21 protein-coding genes are annotated in these 25,652 nt (G+C 60.0%); 15 read left to right on the forward strand and 6 right to left on the reverse strand.

Annotation, left to right across the window (positions count from 1 at the left end):
* Positions 1–762 (reverse strand): APC family permease (locus NQV17_RS36285; RefSeq protein ID WP_257775936.1); only part of this gene is annotated, 762 nt, incomplete at its 3' end.
* Positions 763–1,026: 264 nt separating this feature from the next.
* On the opposite strand from NQV17_RS36285, the gene NQV17_RS36290 reads away from it, so the two are divergent.
* The gene (locus tag NQV17_RS36290; protein ID WP_257775937.1) at positions 1,027–1,977 is read left to right on the forward strand and encodes a hypothetical protein; all 951 of its coding nucleotides are present in this window, start codon (positions 1,027–1,029) and stop codon (positions 1,975–1,977) included.
* Between the two features lie 2,430 nt (positions 1,978–4,407).
* Here the strand turns inward: NQV17_RS36290 and NQV17_RS36295 are convergent.
* Positions 4,408–4,581 (reverse strand): hypothetical protein, encoded by a 174-nt coding sequence (locus NQV17_RS36295; RefSeq protein WP_185733492.1) that lies wholly within the window; start codon positions 4,579–4,581, stop codon positions 4,408–4,410.
* Between the two features lie 766 nt (positions 4,582–5,347).
* On the opposite strand from NQV17_RS36295, the gene NQV17_RS36300 reads away from it, so the two are divergent.
* Together NQV17_RS36300 and NQV17_RS36305 are read left to right on the forward strand one after the other, a co-directional pair.
* Positions 5,348–6,109, forward strand: coding sequence for a ParA family protein (locus NQV17_RS36300; protein WP_257775938.1), 762 nt, complete (start codon positions 5,348–5,350; stop codon positions 6,107–6,109).
* Position 6,110: 1 nt separating this feature from the next.
* On the forward strand, positions 6,111–7,172 hold the full coding sequence (locus NQV17_RS36305; RefSeq protein WP_124664101.1) for a ParB/RepB/Spo0J family partition protein: 1,062 nt from the start codon (positions 6,111–6,113) through the stop codon (positions 7,170–7,172).
* Between the two features lie 151 nt (positions 7,173–7,323).
* On the opposite strand, the gene NQV17_RS36310 is transcribed toward NQV17_RS36305, so the two are convergent.
* From NQV17_RS36310 to NQV17_RS36325, 4 genes are all read right to left on the reverse strand, one after another.
* On the reverse strand, positions 7,324–8,625 hold the full coding sequence (locus tag NQV17_RS36310) for a replication initiation protein (RefSeq protein ID WP_257775939.1): 1,302 nt from the start codon (positions 8,623–8,625) through the stop codon (positions 7,324–7,326).
* 1,256 nt (positions 8,626–9,881) lie between these two features.
* Entirely contained in the window at positions 9,882–11,150 is a 1,269-nt protein-coding gene (locus NQV17_RS36315; protein ID WP_257775940.1) for a transposase, read from the reverse strand.
* Positions 11,151–11,393: 243 nt separating this feature from the next.
* Entirely contained in the window at positions 11,394–11,957 is a 564-nt protein-coding gene (locus tag NQV17_RS36320) for a hypothetical protein (RefSeq protein ID WP_124664103.1), read from the reverse strand.
* Between the two features lie 218 nt (positions 11,958–12,175).
* On the reverse strand, positions 12,176–12,724 hold the full coding sequence (locus NQV17_RS36325) for a hypothetical protein (protein WP_257775941.1): 549 nt from the start codon (positions 12,722–12,724) through the stop codon (positions 12,176–12,178).
* Positions 12,725–13,008: 284 nt separating this feature from the next.
* Here NQV17_RS36325 and NQV17_RS36330 point away from each other — a divergent pair, with 284 nt between their 5' ends.
* From NQV17_RS36330 to NQV17_RS36385, 12 genes are all read left to right on the forward strand, one after another.
* Positions 13,009–13,725 (forward strand): type IV secretion system protein, encoded by a 717-nt coding sequence (locus NQV17_RS36330; RefSeq protein ID WP_257775942.1) that lies wholly within the window; start codon positions 13,009–13,011, stop codon positions 13,723–13,725.
* On the forward strand, positions 13,722–14,603 hold the full coding sequence (locus NQV17_RS36335) for a TrbG/VirB9 family P-type conjugative transfer protein (RefSeq protein ID WP_257775943.1): 882 nt from the start codon (positions 13,722–13,724) through the stop codon (positions 14,601–14,603). Before NQV17_RS36330 ends, NQV17_RS36335 begins: the two co-directional genes overlap by 4 nt.
* Positions 14,604–14,612: 9 nt before the next feature.
* Positions 14,613–15,875, forward strand: coding sequence for a TrbI/VirB10 family protein (locus tag NQV17_RS36340; protein WP_257775944.1), 1,263 nt, complete (start codon positions 14,613–14,615; stop codon positions 15,873–15,875).
* Positions 15,872–16,681 (forward strand): transglycosylase SLT domain-containing protein, encoded by an 810-nt coding sequence (locus tag NQV17_RS36345; protein ID WP_257775945.1) that lies wholly within the window; start codon positions 15,872–15,874, stop codon positions 16,679–16,681. The genes NQV17_RS36340 and NQV17_RS36345 overlap by 4 nt, the downstream gene beginning before the upstream one ends.
* Entirely contained in the window at positions 16,678–17,976 is a 1,299-nt protein-coding gene (locus tag NQV17_RS36350) for a hypothetical protein (protein WP_257775952.1), read from the forward strand. The genes NQV17_RS36345 and NQV17_RS36350 overlap by 4 nt, the downstream gene beginning before the upstream one ends.
* Complete coding sequence (locus tag NQV17_RS36355; RefSeq protein WP_257775946.1) at positions 17,973–18,395, forward strand: lytic transglycosylase domain-containing protein; 423 nt, start codon at positions 17,973–17,975, stop codon at positions 18,393–18,395. The genes NQV17_RS36350 and NQV17_RS36355 overlap by 4 nt, the downstream gene beginning before the upstream one ends.
* Before the next feature lie 2 nt (positions 18,396–18,397).
* Positions 18,398–18,928 (forward strand): toxin co-regulated pilus biosynthesis Q family protein, encoded by a 531-nt coding sequence (locus NQV17_RS36360; protein WP_257775947.1) that lies wholly within the window; start codon positions 18,398–18,400, stop codon positions 18,926–18,928.
* 5 nt (positions 18,929–18,933) lie between these two features.
* On the forward strand, positions 18,934–20,541 hold the full coding sequence (locus NQV17_RS36365; RefSeq protein WP_257775948.1) for a type II secretory pathway protein: 1,608 nt from the start codon (positions 18,934–18,936) through the stop codon (positions 20,539–20,541).
* Between the two features lie 4 nt (positions 20,542–20,545).
* Positions 20,546–21,877 (forward strand): hypothetical protein, encoded by a 1,332-nt coding sequence (locus tag NQV17_RS36370; RefSeq protein ID WP_257775949.1) that lies wholly within the window; start codon positions 20,546–20,548, stop codon positions 21,875–21,877.
* A complete protein-coding gene (locus tag NQV17_RS36375; protein ID WP_257775950.1) occupies positions 21,864–22,448 on the forward strand; it encodes a hypothetical protein in 585 nt (194 codons plus the stop codon). The genes NQV17_RS36370 and NQV17_RS36375 overlap by 14 nt, the downstream gene beginning before the upstream one ends.
* Complete coding sequence (locus NQV17_RS36380) at positions 22,445–24,712, forward strand: ATPase, T2SS/T4P/T4SS family (RefSeq protein ID WP_257775951.1); 2,268 nt, start codon at positions 22,445–22,447, stop codon at positions 24,710–24,712. Before NQV17_RS36375 ends, NQV17_RS36380 begins: the two co-directional genes overlap by 4 nt.
* The coding region (locus NQV17_RS36385) for a type II secretion system protein (protein ID WP_257775953.1) at positions 24,709–25,652 on the forward strand (944 nt) is incomplete at its 3' end. The genes NQV17_RS36380 and NQV17_RS36385, both read left to right, overlap by 4 nt.

Here is a 25,652-nt window from a genome sequence, read left to right on the forward strand (position 1 = left end):
GCGAGGAACAGTTACCTCTGGGCTTCGAGCCTCTTCGCGAAAAACGGCCGTCGCCTCGAAACCAGCGAAACTGGTCACACCGAAAAGCAAACCGAGCCCAATAGAGCCGGATGTCACCGCACTCGGCGTCAGCCAAACAGGTGAGATTCCGTGCAGCCCTTTAGTCAAGGCAACTGCTATCTCCCACACGAATACGAGCACGACCTCGCAAATCAGTGCAAGCGTGAGCACCTTTGCGGAGAAGGTGATGCGCAGGTAGCCAAAGACCGCAACGATGCCGAGCAAAATAAGCGAGTACCCCCACCAGACAAGCGGGGAGCTATTGAAAAGATGCTTGAACAATGAGGTGTAGGCCACCCCGGCATACAGATAAATGCCGACCATCATGAAGCCATATGCCAGCATTGCCATCAACGCGGCGCCGAATCCGATAGGACGGCCCAGTCCTGCAGTGATATACGCGTAGAATGCCCCTGCGTTGCGCACGTGCTTCGACATCGTCGTAAAGCCGACGGAGAACAACAACATGAGGCTGCCGGTGATCAAAAACGTCGCGGGCGCGCCCAAGCCATTCCCCATCGACAACATCAGCCCGATAAAGCCGGTGACGACCGTGAGCGGCGCGTTATATGCCAGCACCGTAAACACAATGTCGAACGTTCCCAGATGCCCTGATAGCGTAACGGGCCGAGCGCCATCCGCCATCCCTCCAGGTTCGGAACTGCCCGCCATGCCATTCGCACTGTTACTCAACGTTTCCATACTTCCACCAACTCCTCGATGGTTCGTGGCGGGAAGCGCGGGGCTACGCACCGCGACATAGTGTGCTTCCGTGCATTGCGCCGGCTTTATACCGCCTGCTGCACCGAAGCCACTCATACTATCCAGTCAAATTAGAAGAACGACTGGTATGTCGAAACTTTAGTACGTTGAGTTTTTTGAAACAAGGGCTTTGTGTCCGGCTACGGCTACCGAGCGGCGAGAGCCAGACCCATCAAAGCTTAGCGGCAACATAGGAGTTTCCCTATGTCGCCGCCTGACGTCTCCGAGCCGTTCTTATGCCGTTACGCTTGCCTTACGCGCTCACTGACATACACGCTCACTGACGTCGACACCCACCTGAGTCGTATTTGCGGTTCCGCCCAAATCCGGCGTGCGTGGCCCTTGCGCGATGCCTTCCTCGATGGCCCGCAAGATGGCGTCGTGCGCAGCACGATACTTGCCCTGCCGTCAGCCTCACTAACCGAAGATGACGAAAACCATGCGGAGTGCGAACACAAGCCGCGGCATGCCGAAGGGCCGTTCTTCGCACATCTGCTGGAGGCGGTAGGCGATCATGCGCCCAATGCCGGTACGACTTCGGCCAAACGCACGCGCCTGTCGCTACGCATTCGCGAGGCCGCCGCCCGCGCCGGCAGCGGTACGGCGCGGCTCTTTTCCAACGAGACTCAACGCTACAACGAGAACAAATACGAATGGCCCCGCGACGTTCACGACGCACTCGATCGCCAGCAGATCAAGCTCTTCACGTTCCTAGTCGGGCATACATCGCATCAGTTGCCCGACAGGAATCGAATGAGTGGCTGCGAGGTGATGCAGCATTGTCTTCCTGTTCTCGCGCAGGGCCGGCGAATCGTCGAGATGATGTGGATGAATCAGGTCGAGCTGCAACGAAGACGCCCTGCTCCACGAATGCCGGAAACAGGCTGCCTCCCAGCGCAACCGCAGTCGACTCCGCGGAACGCCACACGACGCAAAATTTCTCGCCATCGGGCGTGCGGATCCAAAAGTCGACGGGCCGTGATGGATTCGCGTCTGGAATACACGGGGGCCGCTCGCAGTATGCGAGCACGTGAGAATCCGATTCGAGGCGGAGCCGCAGATCCAGCGCGGGCCGCCCGAACAGAGTCAGCCGGCGGCCGATCTTTGATCCGAACAAATCATGTCGGTGCGCGCCGTATGGACGGGTGCTGGTGACCGCGCGCACAAAACGTGGTGGGATCATGGCCAAGGTTTCGGTTTTGCCCAACAATCATGCTTTAGTACAAAGCATCGGGCCATCCGACCCTGACCGCCGCGCGGTTGAAATTTGGCGCGCGGATCATCACTACAAAATACGTATCATTTGATACAGTCTATCGTGTTTGTGGCTGTGCAAGTCGACACGTGCCGGTTTTGAGAGAATTTTCTGTCCTCGGGCTCCACGCGTTGTGAAACAACAGCGAAAAATGCCGCCAAATCGTCGCAGTCCCTTGCTGGGCTTGAATTTCAGGCTTGTGGCAGTTTCTCCCGAGTGTTTCACGGAACGACTCGGTGCCCATAACACGTGGCGTTTCAGACTTTCTCTTCCGTCACTCGACATTTCCGAATCTTGCTTCTGTGGGCCATGAAGCGAAAGTTATGATGGTCCCTACATGAACCCTCGCTGCGTCAACAACTGACACCTGAAAGTACTGCAACTTTCCCTTCAGCTCACAGCTGCAAACCAACGAACGATTCGAGCCAGATCGCCAAAAAAGACCACGCGCAGAATTGCGGAGCCGGTCCCACTGGGGCGTCAGTCTGCGAGCATCGTCATAGGCGGTCTGCTCGCCATGTGGCGCCGCAGGGCGCAACATGTGGCCCCACGGACATGACTGTTAGTTGCGAAATAGCGTACCTACAGAGGAACATCCACGGACGGCGTCCGGATTCGAGTCGGACGCAAATGCGGTCCCGTCGGGGCGCAGAAAGCCATGCGTTTGCTCGTCTTTGCCCACATCACCCGACTGTTAGCGCCTTCGCGACCGCCAGAACCAAGCGCCATGCTTATTCGCAACCTTTTACTTGCTGCGCGTGGTCGGTAAAATTGCGACGGAACGCTTCCCTCGTCCCGGTAGTTCTCGAGCCCATCGCCGACTACCGCGACACGCGCAGCTTGCATGAACCACTGATCCGCCCGGTCGGCATTCCGCTATCAGCACTGCTCGATAAGCACGGCATACTTACGAAGCGACTGAAAACGGCGGATGCGCCGACGCGACGCTTGCCGTTCTTCGCTCGCTACGTGAGGCCGATCCATCTAGACACGCATAAAGTGCAGCATTTCTTCGCCATGGCAAACGCGGCGCCTTGCACAAAGGCTCACAGCACGCCCGCACAGTCAGCGTAACGAGCATGCATTCGCTCCAGCATAGGTTTGTCTCACACGCCCTCTCCCACTGCATGAACCTCGAGAGTGCTCAGCTTTTTGCAGCCTACAACTCACTTGACACCATTTCGACCTATGCGACCGCGAAGATTAGCTGGTAGGTCTGCGAGGCCGAGAAAATCCTTCGCGTGGCTACCACCTGAGACAGCTTTCGTACTCGCGCTAGGAAGTATGTCGGCGGCTGCCCTGCTCTCTCGACAAGCGATATATAGAAACTCAAAAATAAAATTAATCATAGAAGTAGACAGCCGGCGTAATGGCACCCTGTCGTTGGGTTTCCACGTGGAAACTTTGATTGGTCACGACACTCGTCAAAACTGTCGCAGCGGCGTGACTTTCGCCCGGCCTGATCGAATCTCGCGGATCAATTCATGATGCTTTCCACCTTGCATACACGCGATTGATGTACATCGCGCGTTTCTGAGAGCAACGAAAAAACTTCTGAATAGCGGTCACCGTCGCGCGGACTTCGCCCAACTCTACCGGCCTCGTTTTGGACAAGCTGACCGGAAGTCCCGATCCGTCAATGCGATTGTCCATGACAGGCTCCCAATTCCCTCGGAAAAACAATCCCAACGCAACCGCCACACAAAGTTTAAACACCGACGTCCGCGCCGATCAGACGGGCTAAGCGTATCGTCACGGGATCAGCCGCGGTAGCGGCGCAATTGACGCTTATCTCCGTTCGCTCCGATGCTAGGGCATGGGCAGGGCGTTGCCCACGCTCAGATTGTGCTAGCTCGACATTCAGCGCTACCAAACCTGCCGACGCCGCGCCGCGGCAGTAACGCCAGCGGTCGCAGCTCTAGTGGCAATGTTGCAAACCAATCCATGCCCGTTCGCGCTGCCCCAACGCCTTGTCACTGGCAATTTCGTCGGATCTCGACCCTGCGAGTGGGGCAACCATGCCCTGCGAGGGCCTTTGATCGTCGACGCACGGAGTTGTCGCGCATGATTCTGAGCGAGAAGAAAGACGATAGCGTGGTCCTATGCTGTCGCCGCCAGACAAAGCACCCAAAAGAGTAGCGCAGCAACTTTGAGGATTTCGCCTAGAGGCTTCGATATTGCTGGCAACAGTTGCGCATCAAGAAGAAGAACAATGCTGGCCAGTACCCATGCGGCCTTCTCGACGCCCGTTCCACCTCGATATATCACCACAATAGTGGCGCCTACGATCGACGCGAATCTTGCCGTACCTGCAACGAAACAGCAACGTTTCAGCCACTTCTCGCCGTGGCGATGCTGTCGCCATGGCAGGGGCCGAACTGGTTTTGAGTGAATGCGTTCAAGGTCAGATGCTTATCATTGTCTTGCGATATGGCGAGCACATTTGGCTGAGCCAGCAGAAAGCCCTGCACAGTCAAAGCAGAAAAATGGGGGTGAGTTTCCACGTGGAAACTCACCCCGGAGCCGAACGAATGGGCGGCGCGAACGCGCGGACGAACCCGTATTGAATGTGACCGGGATGCACTAGTCACCCCGAAGTCTACGATGTTTCCACGTGGAAACCCGCCGGAGAACAGAAAGTGGTGACACCCCAACGCATTCGGACACATACGTTGCAGTCGGCCGGAAGCACCCACCCAAATGCACAGGAAGTTTCCACGTGGAAACCTAGCCTGAAGCCGAACGAGTGGCCGGTCCGAACGTGACGATGAACCCGTATTGAATATGGCTGGGGTGTACTTATTCAACCGGATATTCGCGATGTTTCCACGTGGAAACCTCCCGGTAAGTCGAACGTTCTGCGTCGAGGAACATTTGTCCGCCGTACTTAATTTCAGCATATGTGGCCACGTCACGCCGCAGACGCATCCACAATCTCGCAACAGCCAACCCTCAGAGGATTCCCCAAGAGCTGAACTGGTCGATGTGATCTGGAACATAGATCTCTGCGGAAGGTACGGCGCTCCGCTACACACCGGAGTCGGCAAGTTTCGAAAATTGCGGAACGTAGGACGCCACGTGAGATCAATAGCGTCACCGAATACAGCGATCGGCAATCGGATTCCACGTGGAAACCTGATCATTCAAGAGCAATCGACGGGAACGATCATGGTGCTATTTGCTCAATCAACCCGTGACCAGAGCGATCACAAGCGAGATGGACTCTCTCGATTCCATTGAAGATCTTCACGGAAAAATACAAATGTCATCGTGATTGGAGCGAAATATTTTACATATTTTTATTGCATTTTTCGTCAAAATAATTTATTTTTGGCAATCATCTTTTATAGAGAGGACGACATGGGAATAGTTATCGCCGTTGCCAACCAGAAGGGCGGGAGCGGGAAAACCACGATCACCCTCAACCTGGCAGGCGCGTACTGCGACGACGCCCCCGACCTGCGCGTCCTCGTGATCGACGCCGATTCCCAGAGCTCAGCCGTTCGAGCGACCGGAGCCGGTGATGTTCCATATCCCTTCACCGTAGTGAACATGGCCGCGGCGGGATCGAATCTCAGCCGCGAGATCAAGCGGATGGCGCAGGATTATGACCTTGTCCTCGTTGACTGTCCGCCCAGCGTTCACGACAAGAACACCGAGATTGCAATCGCCGCTTCAGACTTTGTGCTTGTTCCCATGGATGCCTCGGCTCTCGACGCGTGGAGCACGATCGGCATGCTGCAGCTGGTCCGCCGAACGATCGGTAGCGACCCGACGGGATGCGGCATTGTGTTCAATCGCGTGAACACCAAGACTACCGGCTATGCGGAAGTCCGCGCCGCAATGGGTGAGGACAATCCATATCCGATTCTCGAAAGTACGATCGCCCTGCGCGAAATCTACAAAACTTCGATCGGCATCGGTGCGACGGTGTTCTCCGTGAAGGGACAACGAACTGCCAAGCAAGCCAAAGAGGAGATCATGGCCGTTGCAAGGGAAATTCTCGGTATCAAGGGCCTGCTGGAGGCGTGAAATGTCGAACAAGGATCAAGCTAAACCGAAGCAGGGACTGTTGGGTGCCTCCATTCGCAAGGGCATTGCCAACGAAAAGGCTGATGTGGACGGGCGCCTCGATGCGACTGGCGTGACCTCCGTAGAGGAGCGAGCCCCTGCGCCTGCCGGTGCAGCCGTGTCGGGTGATCCGCTCGCGAGCACGTATGGCAGCCGCACTAATGCGTCCGCTGTATTACCTCGCGTGCGGATTCTGCTGAATGAACTCGTTTCGAACCCGTTCAATCCGCGTGAGTTCTATAGCCCGATCGCGATCGATGACCTGGCTGTCCGAATGAGGCGGGAAGGGCAGCATGTCGCGATCACCGTCACACGCAATCATCGCTTCCCCGGCAAGTACGTGATTGTCGATGGCGAATTCCGTTTCCGCGCAAAAAAGAGCCTTGGCGAGCAGTCGATCGATGCAGAGATCGTCCCTGATCTGTCCGACAAGGATCTCTATCTCATGGCAAGCAGCATCAACAAGAATCGAACCAAACAAACCGTGTTCGATGATGCCGTTGCATGGGAACGCCTCCTTGATCAAGATATCTTTGAGAGCCAGGAAGCGCTCGCGGAACACCTCAGTATCAACAAATCGCTGGTTTCGAAAACGCTACACGTCGGCAAACTGCCGAAGCACTTTCTTCAACGATTGGCGAATGCGGAAGAGGTTGGCCTCGCCCACGCCTATAACATCAAACTTATCCTCGAGCGTGCCGACCACGCTACGGCCGAGTCCATCCTCGAGCGAGTACTCGCCGGAGAGTACTCGGTACGTCGACTCGAGGAGTATGTGAAGAAGCTCGATGGCACTTCGCCTCCACGCGCCGCGAAAACGCACTACAGCAGCAACGTTCCTTTTCATACGGCAAGCGGCCGGGACATCGGTGCGCTCAAGCGTTATCGCGATGGACGTACCGAACTGAAACTGACGAGTCTCAACGAAGATCAGCAGACCATCCTCGTCGCACAATTGGAGAAAGTCGTGCGCGATTTCGTCGCGACCCACCTCGCTGAAGAGCAGGCGGGGGAGAGCACCTAACGGAACAATGCCGCACAAACGCCTGATTCGTGCGTTTGTGCGCACAGACACAAGGCTGGCCAGCTAAGAACTGGCCTCTTCGCATTAGGGCAGCGCGATAGTTCGCGCAAAGCGAACAAATAGCCACGCTACTCGCATGCCGGAACCCGGCTTACGCGATTGACTTGGCGCCCTGAAGCACGAAGCTCAAGAGGTCGGCGTCCGTGGGCTCTCCCCAAACAGCAGTGGCAAGCCACCCGAAGAAAGCCGCCTCTGCCGATTTCTTCCCCTTCTTGGAATCTGACAGCCGGAGGATCTCCGATGGCTGCTGCTCGTTGTACTGCGATACATACTTCTTCTGCTCCGTGGCATCCAATTCATTGAAGAAGCCACGAATCTGCTCGGTCCGATGAGCCGCATACTGAGCGTGCAGTTTGATCTTCAACTCATCGCCTGACTCGATCGGTGCTTTCGGCGGCTTTTCGGCGGGTGTCGAATTGGCCACTTCCCAGCCACCCTCAACGGCCTTTCGGAAATATGCGCCAACTTGAGCGACAGGCTCGACGCCAGTTTTCTTAACGCGTTGCTCGGTGTAATCGATCGCTTTACGGATCGCATCGTTACTATGTGTCGATGCGAGCTTGCGTGCCTCGGCCAGTGGAATTCCAAGCTTCGTCATGCCGCCAACGAGATCCAGATCCGCCTCCTGCGTGATTTCGGGCTTGCGCTTAGGCGTGATCGAAAACTGGACAGCCGCAATCGCGCGCCCATTCTTAAATTCAGCCATCTCGATCTCGTGGTCAGAAACCTCGTTGATCTCGATGAGAGCTGGCTGAAGGACACGGCTCTTGAAAATCTTGTACTGCGAGTACGAGCCTTCCCGCCAGTCGAGGCCCAGAAGCAGATCCCTAATGGATTCAACGCTAAGTTTGGGAGTCCGGCCGACTCCTTCGTAGCGAACCACGTTCTCCCAAAGGGTTAGAGCATGTCCACGCTTAAACGACCGTGCGATCCGCATGTCGATACGCGCATAGGTCTGCGGGTTCATCAAGAGTTCGCGCATGTTGTCCGAGAACTGATACTTCAGCGTCGAGCCCGACATCTTTGCACCGGCAATCAGACCACTCGCGTTCCACTCGGACTTCCCGGACAGATGGTCCCAGTTGACCACAAAGCCAACTAACGAGTTGACTGTCGCTTTAACATAGTCGCGGTTCTTTGTATTCAGGCCGACGTCCTCTATCAGATCCAAGATCTGGTACTCGAACCATACACGTTCACCCTGCTTGTTTTGCTCGATGGCGTTCTTGATCAGGGCGTTGAACATCTTGCCTTGCTGTAGCGAAATGGCGCCGGATTGCGGCGCGACATGTACTGCAGGAACCGCTTTCCGAAAAGGCTCCGGTAGATCCGCCAACGGGAACAGCGTGATCTGACTCGTGTCTGTTGGGACGGTGATTTTCTTTTTGGGCACGTCAAGTCCGGAGCCAAGATGAACGAAAGGTAACAATACCCTGTTCCGCATTCACCTTCAAGCGCTCAGGAGATGCGCTCTCTTAGAAGATGCGCCTCTACAAGTCCATCAGAACCATAGCCATGCACCATTCTCATAAGATCACTGGCATTCTTGTTAGGCCAATGGAAATCCATTTAATAATCAAAGCACTATGCAGGTGTGAGCACACACTCACTTTCAACCAGAGAACCATGGGCGTTGACCTTCGATCGCGAAAGGCCCCCAAAATCACGCAGCATTCGCCTGCTGTTCGAACCATAGATATGCACCTTAAGGCTGTTCTTGATCGCCCAGGTCTACAGGCCTCGGCTCAGGAGCCATGACCAGTCCCCGTTTTCGAGGGCTAGATGGGTACCATAAACATGAACCCGCGCCGGGCAATCCTGAATCAAAACTGTTTTAAATCATACACTTGTAGACAGAACATCAAGTGACTCCTCAGATACATGGGGAACCATAGACGTCTACCAACAGCCATCGGGCGATGTCAGCACGGGCAACTTTGACGGATGGACCATATAGATGCACCCATGCCCCATATCCATTTACCTCTGGAACCATAGGTATGACCGGTCGGAACCATATCCTTCGACCTATAGAACCACAGGAATATACCCAAGGAACCATAACGATAGACCCGACCCTCTTGAAAGCCTTATCGGGTAAGGATTTCGTCCAACGTAAACGTAGTTAAAAGGTTGAAAGTGTTTATCGAAAACACGTAAACGTCCCCGTGCTCCAAGATAGAGAACCAGAGCCTTTTACCCATGGCGAGCGACTGATACATAGAACCATAGACGTTTACCCGTCGGACGCAGCTGGCGCACGGAACCATAGATGTTCACCCACTAAGCTCGGCTGGCATACAGAACCATAGACGTTCACCCACTGAGCTCGGCTGGCATACGGAACCATAGACGTTCACCCTACTGAGCTCGGCTAGCATGCGGAACCATAGACGTTCACCCACTGAGCGCGGCTAGCATACGGAACCATGGATGTTCACCCATCGCGCGTGGCTGGCAGACGGAACCATAGATATTCACCCATTGTGCCCCGCCACTATATGGATCCGTTGACGTTCACCTACGGAGCCTTGCTCATGTGGAACCAGCCATTGCCTCAAGACTCGGGGTGACGTCGCAGCCACTGCAGTCCTATCGGAGAACCACAAACGTGAACCTTAAGAATGAACTCTCCCACCGCTAAGCGTCTTACGACGCTGTAGTGGGGGTTTCGCGGGTCACAGACTTGGACTTGGCGCGTTGCCTCGACAGAGGTTTCCGTCTCGCCGCCACGCCCGTTCCAGGCGTGTGCGCATCGATCAGGACGACCGACGCTGCCTTCTGATCGCGTTGCGCGGTGTGCCCGCAATACGGGCACACATGCCTGCGGTGGCTGAGCGTCTTGTGAACGATCTCCCAGCACGCGGCGCAACGCTGCGATGGTTTTAACTGACGCGTGTTCGCCACGTGCAGTCGCGTACCAGTCTCCACCACTTTGTACGCGAGCATCTGATGCGCCATGCTCAATCCCGCGGACAGAATCTCGCGATTCAGCCCAGCTTTATGTTTGACCATCCGGCCGGGCTTGTCCTGCGTGCCTTTGGCCGAACGGCTCATGTTCTGCGTGCGCAGTTCCTCCGTGGCAAGCACTGCACACGCCGTCACCATGCGCGTCGTTTCCTTGTGCAGGAACTCGCGACGCAGGTTGCCGATGCGCTCGTGCAGCTTCGCTACCTGTGCGCCGAGGCGCCTGTACCGAATGGAGCTGCGTTTCTTGCGTGCCTGTTGGCGCTGAAGGTCGGCCATGCGTGGCATCTCGTTGCGAACGAATCTCGGATTGGCGATCGTCTCGCAGTCGTCGAACGTGGCCCAATCATTGAGGCCGAAGTCCACGCCGCGATGCGCGTCATCGCTACGGGCGCGCGCACATGCATCCTTCGAGACTCGTAACGTCACGGAGGCGAACCACTCCCCATGCTTGCGCGTAATGGTCAGATCGTTGGGCTTTGCGCCATTACCGAACCGATGCTGGCCGCGCGCGCGGATCGACATGGCTGCCTTGCCGCTACCGATTCGCAGCGTTGCACCGCGTCCGCCGTGCTGCATGAGTTTCCAGCCAGCGGGATCGGGATAGCAGAAGCCAGCGAACCGCTTGCTGGCCTTGAACCTCGGTAAACCCGGCGTCTGTCCTACCTTGACCCGCCGGAAGAAGGCCTGAAACGCCGGATCGAGCTTGCGTAACGTCTGCTGCAACGCGTGAGAGTCCAGATCGACGAACTCCGGGCGGGCCGCCTTGATCTCGGGCAGCACGTTTTGCTGCTCGTAGTAGCCGACTGGCTTACCGTGCTTGCGGTAGGCGTCGATACGCTCCTCGAGCGCCGCGTTGTATAGCTCGCAGTGCAAGCGAATCCAGCCCGTCAGGCGTTCTGCCTCACGAGCATTCGGAGACAGCTTGATGGTGACCTTGCGGCGTTCCATGATGCGAGGCCAACACGTAGGTCGAAGCGCAGGGCACGAAGGAGCAAGCACGGGAGTCGGCCGCAAAGAAGGCAAAAGGCAAACCTGCCCGCTAGCCCCCCCTTCCTGTCCGATCGGCTTCGCCTATAGGTTCGCAAGCGAACCGGCCGCACTAGGAAGGGGAATGCGCGGGCAAAGGTTCAATCGAACCACAGGCGCAAACCAATCGTTCGTGCACCGGATACTTCCTCCCGCGACACTTTGTCAACATTTCAGTAGCGACGGAAGGAAGGTGTTGACAAGGATTTCCAGATCCCTGAGATATGGGACGATTCGATCAATGTTCGGAGAGTCCATTCGCACATACCGCCGACCATGACCTCGACAGACTGACAGGTTGACCGAGATCGCGTCCTCATTCCGAGTGCTCTCAACCGGACCATTCCCCGACAACAATATTGACCTCACAACGTCGGGCGATGAGCCCAGCGGCACGGATCGAGCACGGCTCGTCACCAACTGTTTACCGCACTGTCGAATCAACTTCGAGATTGCACCGGCAGTCTCGAACGTGATGTGATCTTCGTCACTGAACGATCGAAGAATTGGCGCGGGAAGCAACGCAGCCGCGATTGATCGGGAGACCTTCGACGGTGAGACTTTGAGATCGTTGGAAAGCGCCGCTTGCGTCAGCCACAGCTTCCGTTCCAGCACCGCCAGATAGAACCGTCCCATTCTCACCGGTGAGGCGCAAGTGGCCGTAAGCGCTTTATGCGCTGCCATCGCTGTATTCAGATCCGGGAAGGTTGAAATTTCGACTTTGTCCATGCTGAGTCACGTTGGAAAATTGCGATAGCACGATGAAGATCGAGCTGTCGTCCGGGCCGTACGAATGTAGCCTGCTTTGTCGCGACTAACTCTCTGCCGCTCAACCGGTTGAGGGGAGTACTAAAAATACCCCCCTGCAAGCCGCTGAATTAACAATGTATTTCGCACGACATCGTTCTGTGCCGTGCGAAATTTCTGCAACACAAGCTATCGAGCCGTTATGAGCGGCTCACCGTACATATCTTTCGTGCCGACGTGTCGATCGCCTCGGAGAACTCGGCGAAGCGGCTCAGGATCCGCGCCATAGCTCTCGGTTCGACGTCGAGCTTCAAATACCTCCCGGTGGCCGCGACCGAGACCGATACGAGGCGGCCACCGTGTACGTTCGCGCTTTCATCGGCGAGCGCAGCGAGGACTACCGCAATCGGGAGCGTTCTGCCGTCGACAATCTTCTCGGCATTTCGGCAGACAACGTCGTTGCCGAGCGAAGTCAAGAGTTTTGCGAGCGTCTCGGCGACACGGAAGGTAACTCGGTCGGAGCCACCCAAAGCGGTGATAACAGGCTCAGGCAAGGTAGATGCGCGTAGGGCCTTCGATACAACTCCCGTCGACGTAGAGAACAACCGGGCAAGTTCAACTTGATTCGAGCAGATTCCATCGTCAAGGGTCGTTCGATAGAACCGGCCCAGCTCTACAGGCGAAACACCACCCTTGCGAAGCGTCGAATGGGTCTCCATTGCAGCTGCTTGCTGTTCTTCGCGTTCCATGTCGATTCGGATCAAGTTATTGGAGGCCAACGCTCATCTGCCGTGAAATTTGTGAAACGACTCGCAAATAGTCTATTGCACTTCGATGCGACGGAAAGGATCAAAAGAGGGGTGTTTTTGCACATCATTTCGGGTTGCCCCCCTCAACCGGTTGACGTGCGCGTATCGAATTCGCGGTGAGATTGCGGGCAAGTAAAAAAGGTCTCCCAAATCGCATCTCTTTTGCCGCGTTGCGCTGCTGGCCCGGCTGTTCCAATTGAACCGGCCCAATTGGAATCTCCGCGATGCGTTTCCCTCGACTCTTCCCACGAAGCAAGAAGCAGGTCGCCTTGTCGCCTGCGCCCGGCTTCTACTCGAACGAAGATCCTGAGCAGATCATTTTCGATCAGTCCACGCGCCTGCGCGTGGAGGCCAACCATTGGAAAACCTTCTGTTTCGTCCTCGCGATCGTAGCGGGCGGTGCCGTGTACACCCGCAATCCTGCACCTTCCGTGGTCAAGGCTTACGGCGTTTCGTCAGATGCCGGTGGCAACCCCATCGTGACGCAACTGACCTCGTACAAGCCAGACGACCAGGCAAAGCGGAAGGCCCTGCGCGAAACCGTCGAACGCTGGTTCACGATTGAGCCGGTGTTGACCGATGACATCCAGTCGTCGCGCATGGCCAGGAACATCAACGCGGTCAAGCAGCAGATGACTGGCAACGCCCGCAATCAGTTTGCTGACTGGTTGAAGCAGGATGCGCCGTTCCAGCAAATCACGACAAACCCGAAGCTCGTGCGTGAACCTCGCGTGACCAACGTTTCGCTGCTCGAGGACTCCACCGCGATCGTGGAATTCACCACGTCCACCACCCAAACGCCTTCCGACAAGCCGGTGGTTGTGCGTTACGCGGTCACGTTCCGGTACCAGATCGTTGCGCCGACCCAGGAGGACGCACTGGGCACCAACCCGTTCGGTCTCTACTACCCGTTCTGGACCCTGCAGAAGACCGCCGCATGAAACGATTCCGTACCCTTGCTGCGTGCGGCGCGTTCGCAATGATCGCGACGGCCAGCGCTCTTGCCGCAAAGCCCGCGTCGCCAGTGGTCCCGCCAACCCCGAACTTCGATCTAGCGACGATCATCGGTGATCCGATGAGTCCAGTGAATCCATACAACTCGGGCACCGATCCGATCACCATGCCCGGCGATGCGCGCATGGCCGTGTTTCCGTACAGTCGCGACCAGATTTTCCGCGTCATGACGGCACCGCTCAAGGTCACAACGATCGAGCTCGCACGCGGCGAGGTGCTGAACGCGGAGCCCGCGCTTGGTGACTCCATCCAATGGATGATCGATACCGACGGCGCGAATCACGTGTTCGTGAAGCCGACCAAACCGGGGCTCGTGAACACGCTGCATTTGACCACCAACATGCGCGAGTACGACATGACGCTAGTGTCGTCGCCGGTCGGCGGCCTGTTCTACCAGTCAGTCCGCTTCAACTATCCGAATTCGCTGATGGCGAAGGTTCGTGCGCGGGAGGGCGGCGGCAGTGACGGCGCGGAAGGCAGCCTGTCCGGTGTCGCTTCGCAAACCGATTCCGGCCCGATCGGCGTGACGCCCGACAAGCTGAATTTCGAGTACACCGTGTCCGGATCCGGCGTGATCAAGCCAGAGACCGTGTTCGACGACGGCAGGTTCGTCTGGATTCGCTTGCCGCAAAACGCGCCGTTCGCGGTGCCCACGGTAAGAGAGGGCGGAGACATCGTCAGCCCCAACTTTATCCGGCGTGGGCCGTACATCGTTGTCCAGCAGCTGGCGGATGAAATCACGCTGACGCGCGCGGGTGAAGTGGTCGCTATCAAGCGTAGCCGCCGCGGCCTGTTCGGTTTCTGAGCGCGCAACATGACCAAACAGACCGACACTTTGTCGCCGGAACAAGCCTCGCTCGTCAAGGGCAAGGTGCCGCGTAACGCGCTGATCGCGGTGGGCAGCATCGCAGCCATCGCAATTGGCGCGATCGGCTTCTACTACCAGACGCAGGACAGTCGAAAGGCGGACGAAGAGGCGCTGCGGCTCAAGAAGGAGCGCGCAGCTGAGGGCATCGACAAGAGCAATCGTCCGGAAGACGTCGACAAGATCATTGCCGATCAGCAGGCCGCTGCACGACGCGCTGCCTCCGAAGCGGCCGCGCGTGCCGCTTCCGCGCCCGTCGCCGACAAGAAGCCGAATCTCTCGGCGGATTCGCTCGTTCCGGATCAGGGAAACACGGACCTCAAGGCGAAAACGGCTGAGGACAATATCTACGCGTCGCCCATTTTCAAGGACGGCCTGAAAACACCGTCCGCCAATGCGCAACAGCAGCAACAGCAAATGCCGAACGGTGTGGTGACACCGCAGCAGACGCTGCAGCAAGCGGCCGCGCAAGAGGCAGCGACGAACGCTGCGATCGCTCAGGCTACGGCCGCCGCCAAGGGCGGACAAGCGCCCGGTGCCATGACGACGCAGCAACGCGACAACGAGTTCATGCACAGCGTCGCCTTGCAAAGCGAAAACGGTCGCGATTTTCCCCGTACGGGCTTCGTGGGCCAGTCGCGCGGCTGTACGTTGTCGCCGCCCGCCAAAATCCCCGTGCTGTCGGCCGAGGCGCTCAACTCCGATCGTCCCGGCACGGCTTCGCTCGTCGTCGAGCGCAACGTCTATGACAGCATCACCGGCACCTGCCTCGTGATCCCGTGGGGCACGACCATTACCGCGCCATACAGCTCGGACGTCCAACCCGGCCAGGAGTCGATCCTCGTCGCCGGCGCTGAAATGCGCCTGCCGAACGGCAAGCACGTGCCGCTTTTTGGCGCGCAGGGGGCTGACGGCAATGGGGCTGCCGGGTTCTCCGGGCATGTCAACAACCACTTCCTCAAGATCTACGGGGCGTCGTTCCTGACCGCCATCCTGCTACGTGGCTTCGATGGGGGCGATAGCGCCACGACCACCGGCCCGCTTGGTGTCACCCAAGTCGGCAGTACGGCCGGTCAGGTCGCCGCGCAGACCGCGCAATCCGTGCTGGGCCGCTACCAGAACATCCCGCCCACCATCAGCTCCGACCCGGGCGAGCGCCACTTCATGCTCAAAGTCAACCGCGACATGGTCCTGGAGCCGTACCGCCCATGATGAAGCGACTCCTTTTCATTGCATCGCTGGCGCTCGGCGTCGCGAGCGCGCACGCAGCAACCACGATTTCGCAGGTCATCAGTCCGGTGAGCGTCGTCATCTCGAGTGGGAAGGCCCGCGAGGTAGTCGCGTTGCCCGGTAAGCCAGTGTTCTTCTGCGGCCTCGAACCGTTCGCCGATTGGGCGGCGCCCCTTGTCGGGCAACCGGTGCGCAGCGCCCCGGACACGGGCATCACCGTCACGATCGACGGCCGCGATGTCTCGCTCGAGCAACTGCTGGCCGACCGAGGCTGGTTGCAGCCGCCCGTGCTGTCGGACGACGCACAAGCCGCCATGACCGAGCGGCGCGGCGGCTGGGCATGTGCGCCGGCCGTGGCCCCGTTCGAGCTGCTGCGAACGAGTGTTGATCCGAAGGTACTGGCAGGCATTGCTTTGAACGAATCGGCCTACAACGGCCGGCCCTGGCCGTGGACGCTGAACGTTGCCGGTCAGGGACTGTTCTTCAAGTCGCGGACGGACGCCTACAAGGCGATCGAAATGCTCATCGCGCGCGGCCGGTGCGATTTCGACGTCGGCTTGATGCAAGTGAACTGGTGCTTTCATGGCAAGCGCTTCGCCTCAGCCTGGGACGCGCTCGCGCCGGCGACCAATGTGCGTGTGGCCGAGCAGATCCTGAACGACAACTACGCACGCACCGGTTCCGTGGAGAAGGCGATTGCCTATTACCACAGCGCGAACCCGACGCCGGGCCGAGCCTATCTCGCGCGATTCGTGCGTCATCTCTCGATGATCGAGGCAAGCCGATGAAGCTCGCGCTCACACGCCTCGTCTGCGCATGCGCCGCGCTCTTCTACGGGATCGCTCACGGGGCAAACACCGATCCGTTCGATTTCGATTACGAGATCATGGGCGGCATCGCCGAGCGTCCGGCATTGATCTTCAACGACGGCGCAAAGACGTATATCCAGCCCCGCGCCGGTCAGATCATCACCGCCGACGGCGGCCACAACGAAGGACCGTACGTGGTGGTCGAGGGCACGCCGCAGACAATCAGCTACAAGGTCGCGGGGCGCGCGGCGACCGCGCGCTGGAAGAAAGCGAACACGTTCATCGGCGGGACGGGCACGCTCGCCGCGTTGCACGACGACCAGCCGGCCGGCTTTGACGGATTTACCAACAGGCTGACGATTATTGGCACGCGCGGTGCGCTCGAGCCCGTTCGTCCTCTGCACACGTCAACACCCGTGGGGAACGTCGTGAAGGCGCTGGTCCCGCAAGGGTGGACCGGTGCCGCGCAAAAGGATGTGGATCTGACGAATGCGGCAGCGTTCGATACGCATGACGGCGAAAACTGGCTGCAGGCGCTGGATCGACTGCTGACACAGACCGGTCTGTACGCCGACGTCGATTTCGGTGCGCGCCATATTCGGTTGCATCGCGACGTGCCGAAGTCCGCTGCACTGAACTATGCGGCGAGCGAGCGCCGGCCCGACGAGGCCGGGCTGGAAGCGGTCGTCGCGAGCGTCTCTGCGCAACCGGCGCCGGTATCGCAGCTGGCCGAACGATTCGGCGCGCAGGCGATTCGCGATGGCGACGATACGCACACGCAGATTCGATTCGCCGCACGGCCGGGCAAGGACGTGACCTTCCTGAGCCCGGGCGGCAAGTCATTGCACCCGGGCTGGGATCCCACGACGAACGTGATGACGATCGATCGCGCCGAGCGAATCGTCGTGGCTGACGCATCCAATCGCGTCGAAGTCAGCCGCGACGCGAAGACCGTCTATGACTTCGACCAGCCAAACCGTGCACGCCTCGAAGCCGTGTTCGATCGGGAAGGGCGCACGTACTTCAAGTTCGCGCAATCCGTGGTGAAGGTCGGCGTGACCGACTCGCGGCATCTCGGCATGGGGGAGCAGAAGGGTCGCTACTACATGTTCGAAGGCACGGACGGCCAGTTCGTCGTCACTGCCGACGGCAATGTGGTCAACGTGAAGCGTCGTCGCGAAGTGACCTATCGGGAGGTGCCGTCGGCGGCTCCGGCTCCAACACCGGCACCGGCCCCGAATGTCGCGCAATCGAAGGGAGGGGCAGCATCGTGATCGGCCTGCGTTCGATTCTCGCGTGCGTGCTGCTTGGCGCAGCCGCGGTGTGCCGCGCCGACTGCATCGACGACGCGGCCATGTACCACCGGCTGAATCCGCGGCTACTGCGCGCGATCGCCCAGCACGAGTCTGGCATGCGTCCCGACGCAATCAACCGCAATTCCAATGGCAGCGAGGACATCGGCCTGATGCAGATCAATTCGTCCTGGCTGCCGAAGCTCGCGCAGTACGGGATTCGACGCGAACACCTGTTCAACGCCTGCGTGAGCGCGTACGTCGGCGCATGGATCCTCGCCGCGAACATCAAGCAATTCGGGCCGAACTGGAAGGCGGTCGGTGCGTACAACGCGGTCACTCCTTCGAAGCAGCTCGTCTATGCGAGCGCGATTTACCGCCGCCTCATGCAGGGCCAATAACCATGCTGATTACCCACCGATCCCGCGCGCTGACGCGCGCCCTTGTTGCCGCGACCTTGGTCGCGATGACCATGAATGTCCGCGCAGCCGTCGATCCCGACGGGTGGCAGATCCTTGCTTCCGTTCCGAAGGCCACGCCGCAGGCGCCGGCGGCCGGCAACCCCCAACCGAGTCCGTCCGTGGCCAGTGCAGCGCCTGCTGCCGCCTCGGGTTCGGCTGACGTCGCCGCCGTAGTTTTGCCCGGTGCCAGCACACCATCGATGCCTAGCACGCTGACGTTTTCAGTGACGCCCCAGGACGTGAACCTGCGTGACGCCCTCGATCGTTGGTTGCAACAGCAGGGCTGGCAGCTCGCATGGAAGATCGACGACGACTTGCCGCTCGAATTCAACGCGACGTTCACCGGCGACTTCACTTCCGTGCTGCAACAGGTCATGAAGGCGACGAACCACATGCGCACGCCGACGCGCGCGTGCCGCCATACCAATCAAGTCATCCGCGTGATCGTGCGCGCGGGCAATTGCCAGGATTGAGAACCATGCGCATGCACCCATTGAAATCCGCCGTGGCGATTGCGGCCGCCGTGCTGGCCTCGGGCTGTGCCGTGACGCAGCAGGACGTGAACGGCAGCTACGACGCCGCGCACCGCACGATTTCTGACGCGCTGGCCAAGGGCCCGGAGTCGATGGCACTCGTTGAAGACGTGCCGACCGCGTTCCTCGGCGACCGGCTCGTGCCGCTCGCCTACGAGGCCACGCTGCCGGCCGTGTTCCGCGAGAAAAGCGTCACGCTTCCGGCGAACCTCGGCATCAGGCAGATCGCGACGCTGATCTCGACGGCGACGGGCTATCCGGTCCATCTGAGCCCGGACGTCTTCGTCCCGCGTGACTCGCTGGTGCCCGGTCAGGGGGACGGAAAGGCCCAGACCCGCAACGTCGCAGCGAAGACCGAAGAGCCTGTCTATCAACAGCCCTTCACAGGCAAGGTCGGCCTGTACATGCGCAATATGACCACCGATCTCGGCCTGGACTGGTCGTTCGATGGCGGGTCAATCAACGTGTCCCGATTCGTGACGCGGATGTATCAGATTGCCGCGATCCCCGGCAAAGTCTCGATCAAGTCGACGATGAGCAAAGGCATGGACACGTCGACTGGTAATCAATCGGGTGGCGGCGGCGGCAGTTCGGGCGGCAATACCGGATCGTTCTCTGCGCAGACATCGACCGGTCGCGAGGGTGACTTCGATCAGATTGCCTCGATAACCGCCGAGATCGACAAGCTGAAGTCGCCGATGGGCCGCGTCAGTGTGAACCCGCAGAGTCGCCTCGTGATGGTGTATGACACGAAAGAGGCGGCGGACAACATCGGCAAGTTGTTGCAGCACGAGAACGCAATCTCCACGCGTCAGGTCGCGGTCACGGTGCGCACGATCCAGATTTCGCTGAGCAAAGGCAGTGAGGCGGGCGCGAACGCGGATGTCGTATTCAACGCGATGCATGCAGGTCTCGCGCGCTACGCGATCAGCTTCGCGTCTCCCACGTCGCTGGCAACGGGCGGTGGCTCGGTGGGCGTCTCGGTGTTGCGGCCGGATGCCCCGTTCACTGGCACGAACGCAGCGGTCAATGCGCTGAACAAGTACGGCCGCACCGTGCAGGACAACACGATGACCAAGATGACGCTCAACGGGCTGCCGGTATCGGTCGCGTCGTTCCAGAGCGATGACTACCTGCGCTCGACGTCGCCGTCAGCCGGTACCCTGAACGCGACATCGGGTGGTGTTCCGGGCTTGACGCCTGGCACGATCACCACCGGCGATTTCGTCAACGTGCTGCCGGCGGTCAACGACCACAACCAGATCGTGCTCGCGTACTGGGCAGACAGCTCGAAGCTGAACGGCCCCTTCACCAGCGCGGGGGTAGGTTCGGGCCAGACACAGCAACAGATCGAGCTGGCGCACACCATCGGCACCAAGGACGATCAGACGATCGCGTTGTCTGATGGGCAGACGGTTGTCCTGTACGGCGCGATGACGGATCACGCCGACAGCACGACGAATGCGGGCATCGGTGGGCTCACCGGGTCATGGAACAAGTCGAAGACGTTCCAGATCATCATGCTCAAGGCGACGGTCGTTCCGTCGATGTGACGCGATGATGCACATCACGGAACCCCTGCCGACCGACAAGCGCGCGCGGCTCGTCTTCGGCCTCGACTGGCGGGCCTATCCGGTCAAAGGCGGCCGGGTCGAGCGCCGCCGCTACGCTGACGCATTCGGCGCGACGCATTTCGTCGAGTACAAGGTCGGCGATGAGCTGATCGGCGGCTTCGCGATGCCCGAGTCGGCCGACGTCAAGGGCGCGCGACTGTATTCGGGCGCGGCACGCGTCGCACTGCATGACCGAATCAAGAACCGGCCCGCGGCATTGGTGCTGCTGCAGGATGGTCTGCGCGTGCACGCCGTGTTCGTGGTGCGCGGCGCGGTGCGCAGCGACGAGGTGTTGTCCCCGGAAACCGCGCAGGCGCGACGTCTCGAGATCGAGCAGGAATGTCTTAAAGGCAACCTGGCGCTCGAGACCCTCGGCGCTGGAGACCGGATCGGCGACATTGACGAGCCGTTTCAGGCGAGCGAGCTACTCGCGAACCGCAAGGCCGGCCGCATCACGAAAGTACCCGTCTCCATCCCGGCTGCGATTCCGCTGCTGTTCATCGCGGGCGCGACTATCTTTGGTGGCGTGAAGCTGATGGATGTGCTGTCGCCTCCGCCTCCGCCGCCGCGCGTACCGACGTATGCGCAACGCTACGCGGCAGCCGTGCGCAGCACGTTCTCTCGCGCATTGCCGCGTGCGTCCGCACTGGGGCCCGCATTGCTCACGGTGGTTGGCAGCAATGAATCGGTGCGCAAGGGATGGGTCTTCAAGGAAGCGAACTGCCCGACGTCCGGCTATTGCACGATGACGTTCCGGCGGCAGGGTGGCACGTTTGCCGATTTTGAAAGTGCGGCGACCGAGGCAATGCGGCCGGTGACATTCTCGCGCGACGGACTCACGTCCACTGCGCGAGGGCCGGCCATTCCGAAGGTGGACGTGCTTTCGGCGAAGGAATCGTCCCAATGGCCGTCTGAACAGACATTCATCGAGGCGGTGCAAACGCCGCCGCAGCGCATGTCATCCCAGCCGTTCGAAATCCGCGCCTACGGCTACACCGTCACGCTTGGAGAAACGCGTCCGCTCATCCCGGCTCCCGTAGCGGGAGAAGGGGGTGGCCACATCGCCCGGATCATCAAGCAGGGCGACTGGACGATCGAGGGCTTTCGATGGCAAGCACCGTTGCTCGCGAAGCTGCCGCCCAACATGACGCTCGAATCACTCAAGGTCGAACTGCGCCTCAACCAGGGTGCAGGGGCAACGACGAACAGCGACACGGGCGATGCGCCGTATGGCGTCCATTTCACCGCGAAGGGGAAATATTTTGTTTTTGATTAAGCATGCACTCGTCGCGGCGGGCGCCGGGCTGGCGCTGACCGCTTATGCGGATCCGGTGGCGTCTCGACTGTCGATCGATGACATCGATCAAGTGGCGCGAGCCAATGTCGTGCGCCAGCTGTCGGGTGGGGCAACGGGCTCCTCGACGCTGTCGCCGAACGTCGGCGGGATGACAGCGCCCCAACCCGGCGTCGTGGCGAGCGGTGCTGTTGCTTCGGGACCTGCGAAGCCGGCGGTGAAATCGACCGCCCCGACGCATGCGCGAGTCGAGCCGGTCTCGTTTCTCGGTGCATCTCGCGACGAATCGGGATCCTACGTCTTGTATCTCTTTCAGGACGCGATCTACTCCGCGCGCGTCGGCGCGACGCTGCTCAACGGCTGGAACGTGAAAGCTGTTGATGGCTACGCCGTTACGGTCGCCGAAGGCAAGCACACCTGGAAAGAGCCGATCCGTGCCGCCGCCCCGGTACCGTCCGCGTCGACGAACTCGGTCCGATCGTTGATCGAACTTGCCTCACCGTTGCCGTCTGGCGGCCCGATCCCCGGTACGCCGATCGGGGGTGCGCAATGAGCATGTTCGGGAATCTCGACTCGCCGGAACCGGCCAAGCGGGGCCTGTTCGGTCGGCTCAAGGAGTTGAAGGCTGGCTTCGTGGACAACTCGGCTGCCGCGATGCCAATCGTGGGCAAGGTTCCCATGGATGCCGACGAACCGCCGCGTTCGTTCGAACCGCGGGAACCCCGGTTCAAGTCGACCAGCAAGCCAGTCAATCCGCGTCAGGCGGCGGAAGGTCAGCCGATGACGATGGGCATGCGCCTGAGGATGGCGCAGGCGGAAATCGAGGACGTCATATCGGTCGAAGACGCGCCGATTGCGCCGGCTCGTGATGGCGGGCAGCCGAATTGCGCCCCGGAGGTCGCGGGCGCCGATGCTGTTGAAGGCGCTTCGTCGATCAATGTCAATCCGCCGGAGTCGCAGCCAGCCGCCGTCGACACTACAGCGGCCTCGCGCGAAGCCGATCGGGTGGACGCGACCGACCGTGTAACGGAGGCTTCGCCAGACGCGGCTGTTCGCACGGGTGAAGGGGGGATGGAGCGCCAAACGTCCGCCGCCGACGAGCCGCCGACGATTCGTCGCATCGGCGTCGAGCTGGTCGACTCCCCCGCGATGGAGCTTGCGAGTGGCCTGCCCCGGTTGGTTTCCGCCGAGGCGCTCACGTTCAAGCGGATTCTCTGCCAGCGTGATCCGAACGCAGCGCTCCGGATCACCGATGCGGCGCGTCGTGAGTTCATTGCCGTCGAACTGCAGGCAGGGATCTCGATCGTCGTGACGACGCAGCGTTTCCATGAGAGCCAGCTATATTCGACCTACCTGAGGGATCTCGCGCGCGCGGATATTGCCGTCCACGAAGAGATGGTCGCGGACGAGGACGTCATCGCGGCCCTCTACGACAAGGAGAGGCAGCGCGCGGCCAACGTGGTTCCCGAGTCATCCCGCGCGATCGGCACGTTCCGCGATGTGCTGGAGGCCGCGCACGCCTACGACGCGAGTGACGTTCACTGGGAGTACCGGGACTACGCGGACGATGTGGAGCTGCGCCTGCGCGTCGACGGTGATCTTTACTCGTACCGCAAGATGCCAAAGGCACTGGTGCGCCGCGCACTGTCGGCCGCATATCAGGACCTGGTCCAGCGCAATACCAATTCGGGCGAGACGTTCCAGCCGACCGCGCCGCAGTCCGCGATGATTCCGCTCGTGGCACACATGGATATCGTGAACATTCGCTGGCAGAGCGCGCCGCTCGTCGGCGGGTTCGATGTCGCGCTGCGCCTGCTCGACGGCAATTTCAAGAACTACAAGGTTCTGCTCCCGGAAGACATGGGACTGGAGCCGAGTCAGCTGGCGATCATCGAGATGCTCGGCAAGGTCAGCGGTGGAGCGACGTTCCTGACCGGGGAAACGGGCTCCGGTAAGACGACGCTGCTGCGTGCGCTGTCGTATCTGTTGCCCAATCGGGATCTGAAAAAGCAGTTCGCCGTCAACGAGCCGTCTGAAGTGCCGGCGCCGTGGTTGTCCGATATTTCGCTCCAGCGGCGTTCGGGCGAGACGGACGCAGACGCGAACCGCAAGATCGTGGAAGTGATTCGCACGCTGATGCGCATGGATCCCGACGATCTGACGATCGGCGAGGTGCGCGACGCGGTACTCGCTGGCCTCGTTGCCGAACTCGCGCTGACGGGCCACCCGGTGCGCGCGACGCTGCACGGGGACAACATCATTGGCGCGGTCATGCGGTTGGTGGGCGGGCGCCTGAACCTGCCGATGGATGAGGTGGCGTCCGGGAAGTTTCTCAATGCCGTCGGTAACCAGAAGCTGATTCCGAAGTTGTGCCCGCACTGCAAGCGGCCGGCGCGCGACGTGCTGTCTCCACGGCAGCTCGCGACGCTCGAGACGAAGTTCGGGCTCGACACGTCGAACATGGCCTGCCGCGACGAAGAGGGGTGCCAGCATTGCCGCCGACCGGGGTTGCTCACGCGCGCGGGCAAGGTGGCGGCCGGGATCAAGGGGCAGACGCTTGCGATGGAGTTGTATCAGCCGACGCCCGAGTTCCTCGATCGCGTGGTCGAGCGGGACTGGCGCGGGGCGGAGCGAGTGTTCCGGACGAGCCGGAAGACGGAGTTCGGCGACGCGGACATGGCCGGCAAGACGGTCTACGAGCATGCGCTGTACAAGGCCGCGTGCGGCCTCATCGATCCGCGCTTCATCGACGAATCGATGTGCGCGTTCGACACATACCGCGTGTTCGCGGATCAAGACGGGGTACTGCCGTCATGATCAGGTCAATCACCTATTCGATGTTCATGGCATTGCCCGCCAGTGAACGGATGAAGCTGGCGACATGGCGCTTCAAGAAGATGCGCGAGATGTTCTATCGGGAAACGCGGCTGGACGTTGCAAAGAAAGGGCTGCGCAACAGCGAGACCTTGCTGGAGCGCCTGATGACGCTCGAACATCGCCACCGCGCGCGAAAGAACTGGGTGTGGCCGGTGTTCCAGAAGATCGCGCAGCGCATGCGGGCGGGCGACGATTTCGCGACCGCGATCAAGTCGTTTATCCCGAACGACGAATATGTGTTGCTGGACCTGGCCGGCCAATCGCCGCGCGACGACGCGGCGGTACGCGGGCTCGAATTGGCCGAGATGGCGGCACACGCGAAAGGCGTGCTGGCGGCTACCACGTCGTTGCAGATGGCGTATCCCGCCTTTCTGCTTGTTTATCTGTACGCGTTCTGCGTGTTGTTCGGCTCCGAAATTCTGCCGGAAGCGCGCGACGTGAAGCCGCTGGAACAATGGTCCGACGCGGGCCAGATCATCTACGCGATTGATACGTTCTGCGCGCAGTACTGGTGGTTCACGGGTGCGATCGTGGCTGGGATGGTGGTTGCTTATTTCCACACGCTCAAGCGTTGGGTCGGTCATGTCCGCAACCGGATCGATGCGATGCCCTTGATGTGGCGCAATCGGCGCGACCTGCGTGCGGCGCTGTTGATCGTATCGTTGGCGGGCCTGTTCGATTCGAACCTCACGCTGCGCGCCGCGCTCGACAGGCTGACGAAGTCGGCCGACCCGTGGCTACGGTGGCATCTGCGCCGCATGAGCGCGCGGCTCACCGCGAATCCTGATCAGCCCATGCGCGCGCTGGACACCGGGATCTTCTCGGAAGCGACGATCGACATCATGACCGACGCGGCTGGGCGCGACCAGTTCGTCGAGTC

Origin of the sequence: Burkholderia sp. SCN-KJ (assembly GCF_024656005.1) — a bacterium.
Taxonomy (GTDB): domain Bacteria; phylum Pseudomonadota; class Gammaproteobacteria; order Burkholderiales; family Burkholderiaceae; genus Burkholderia.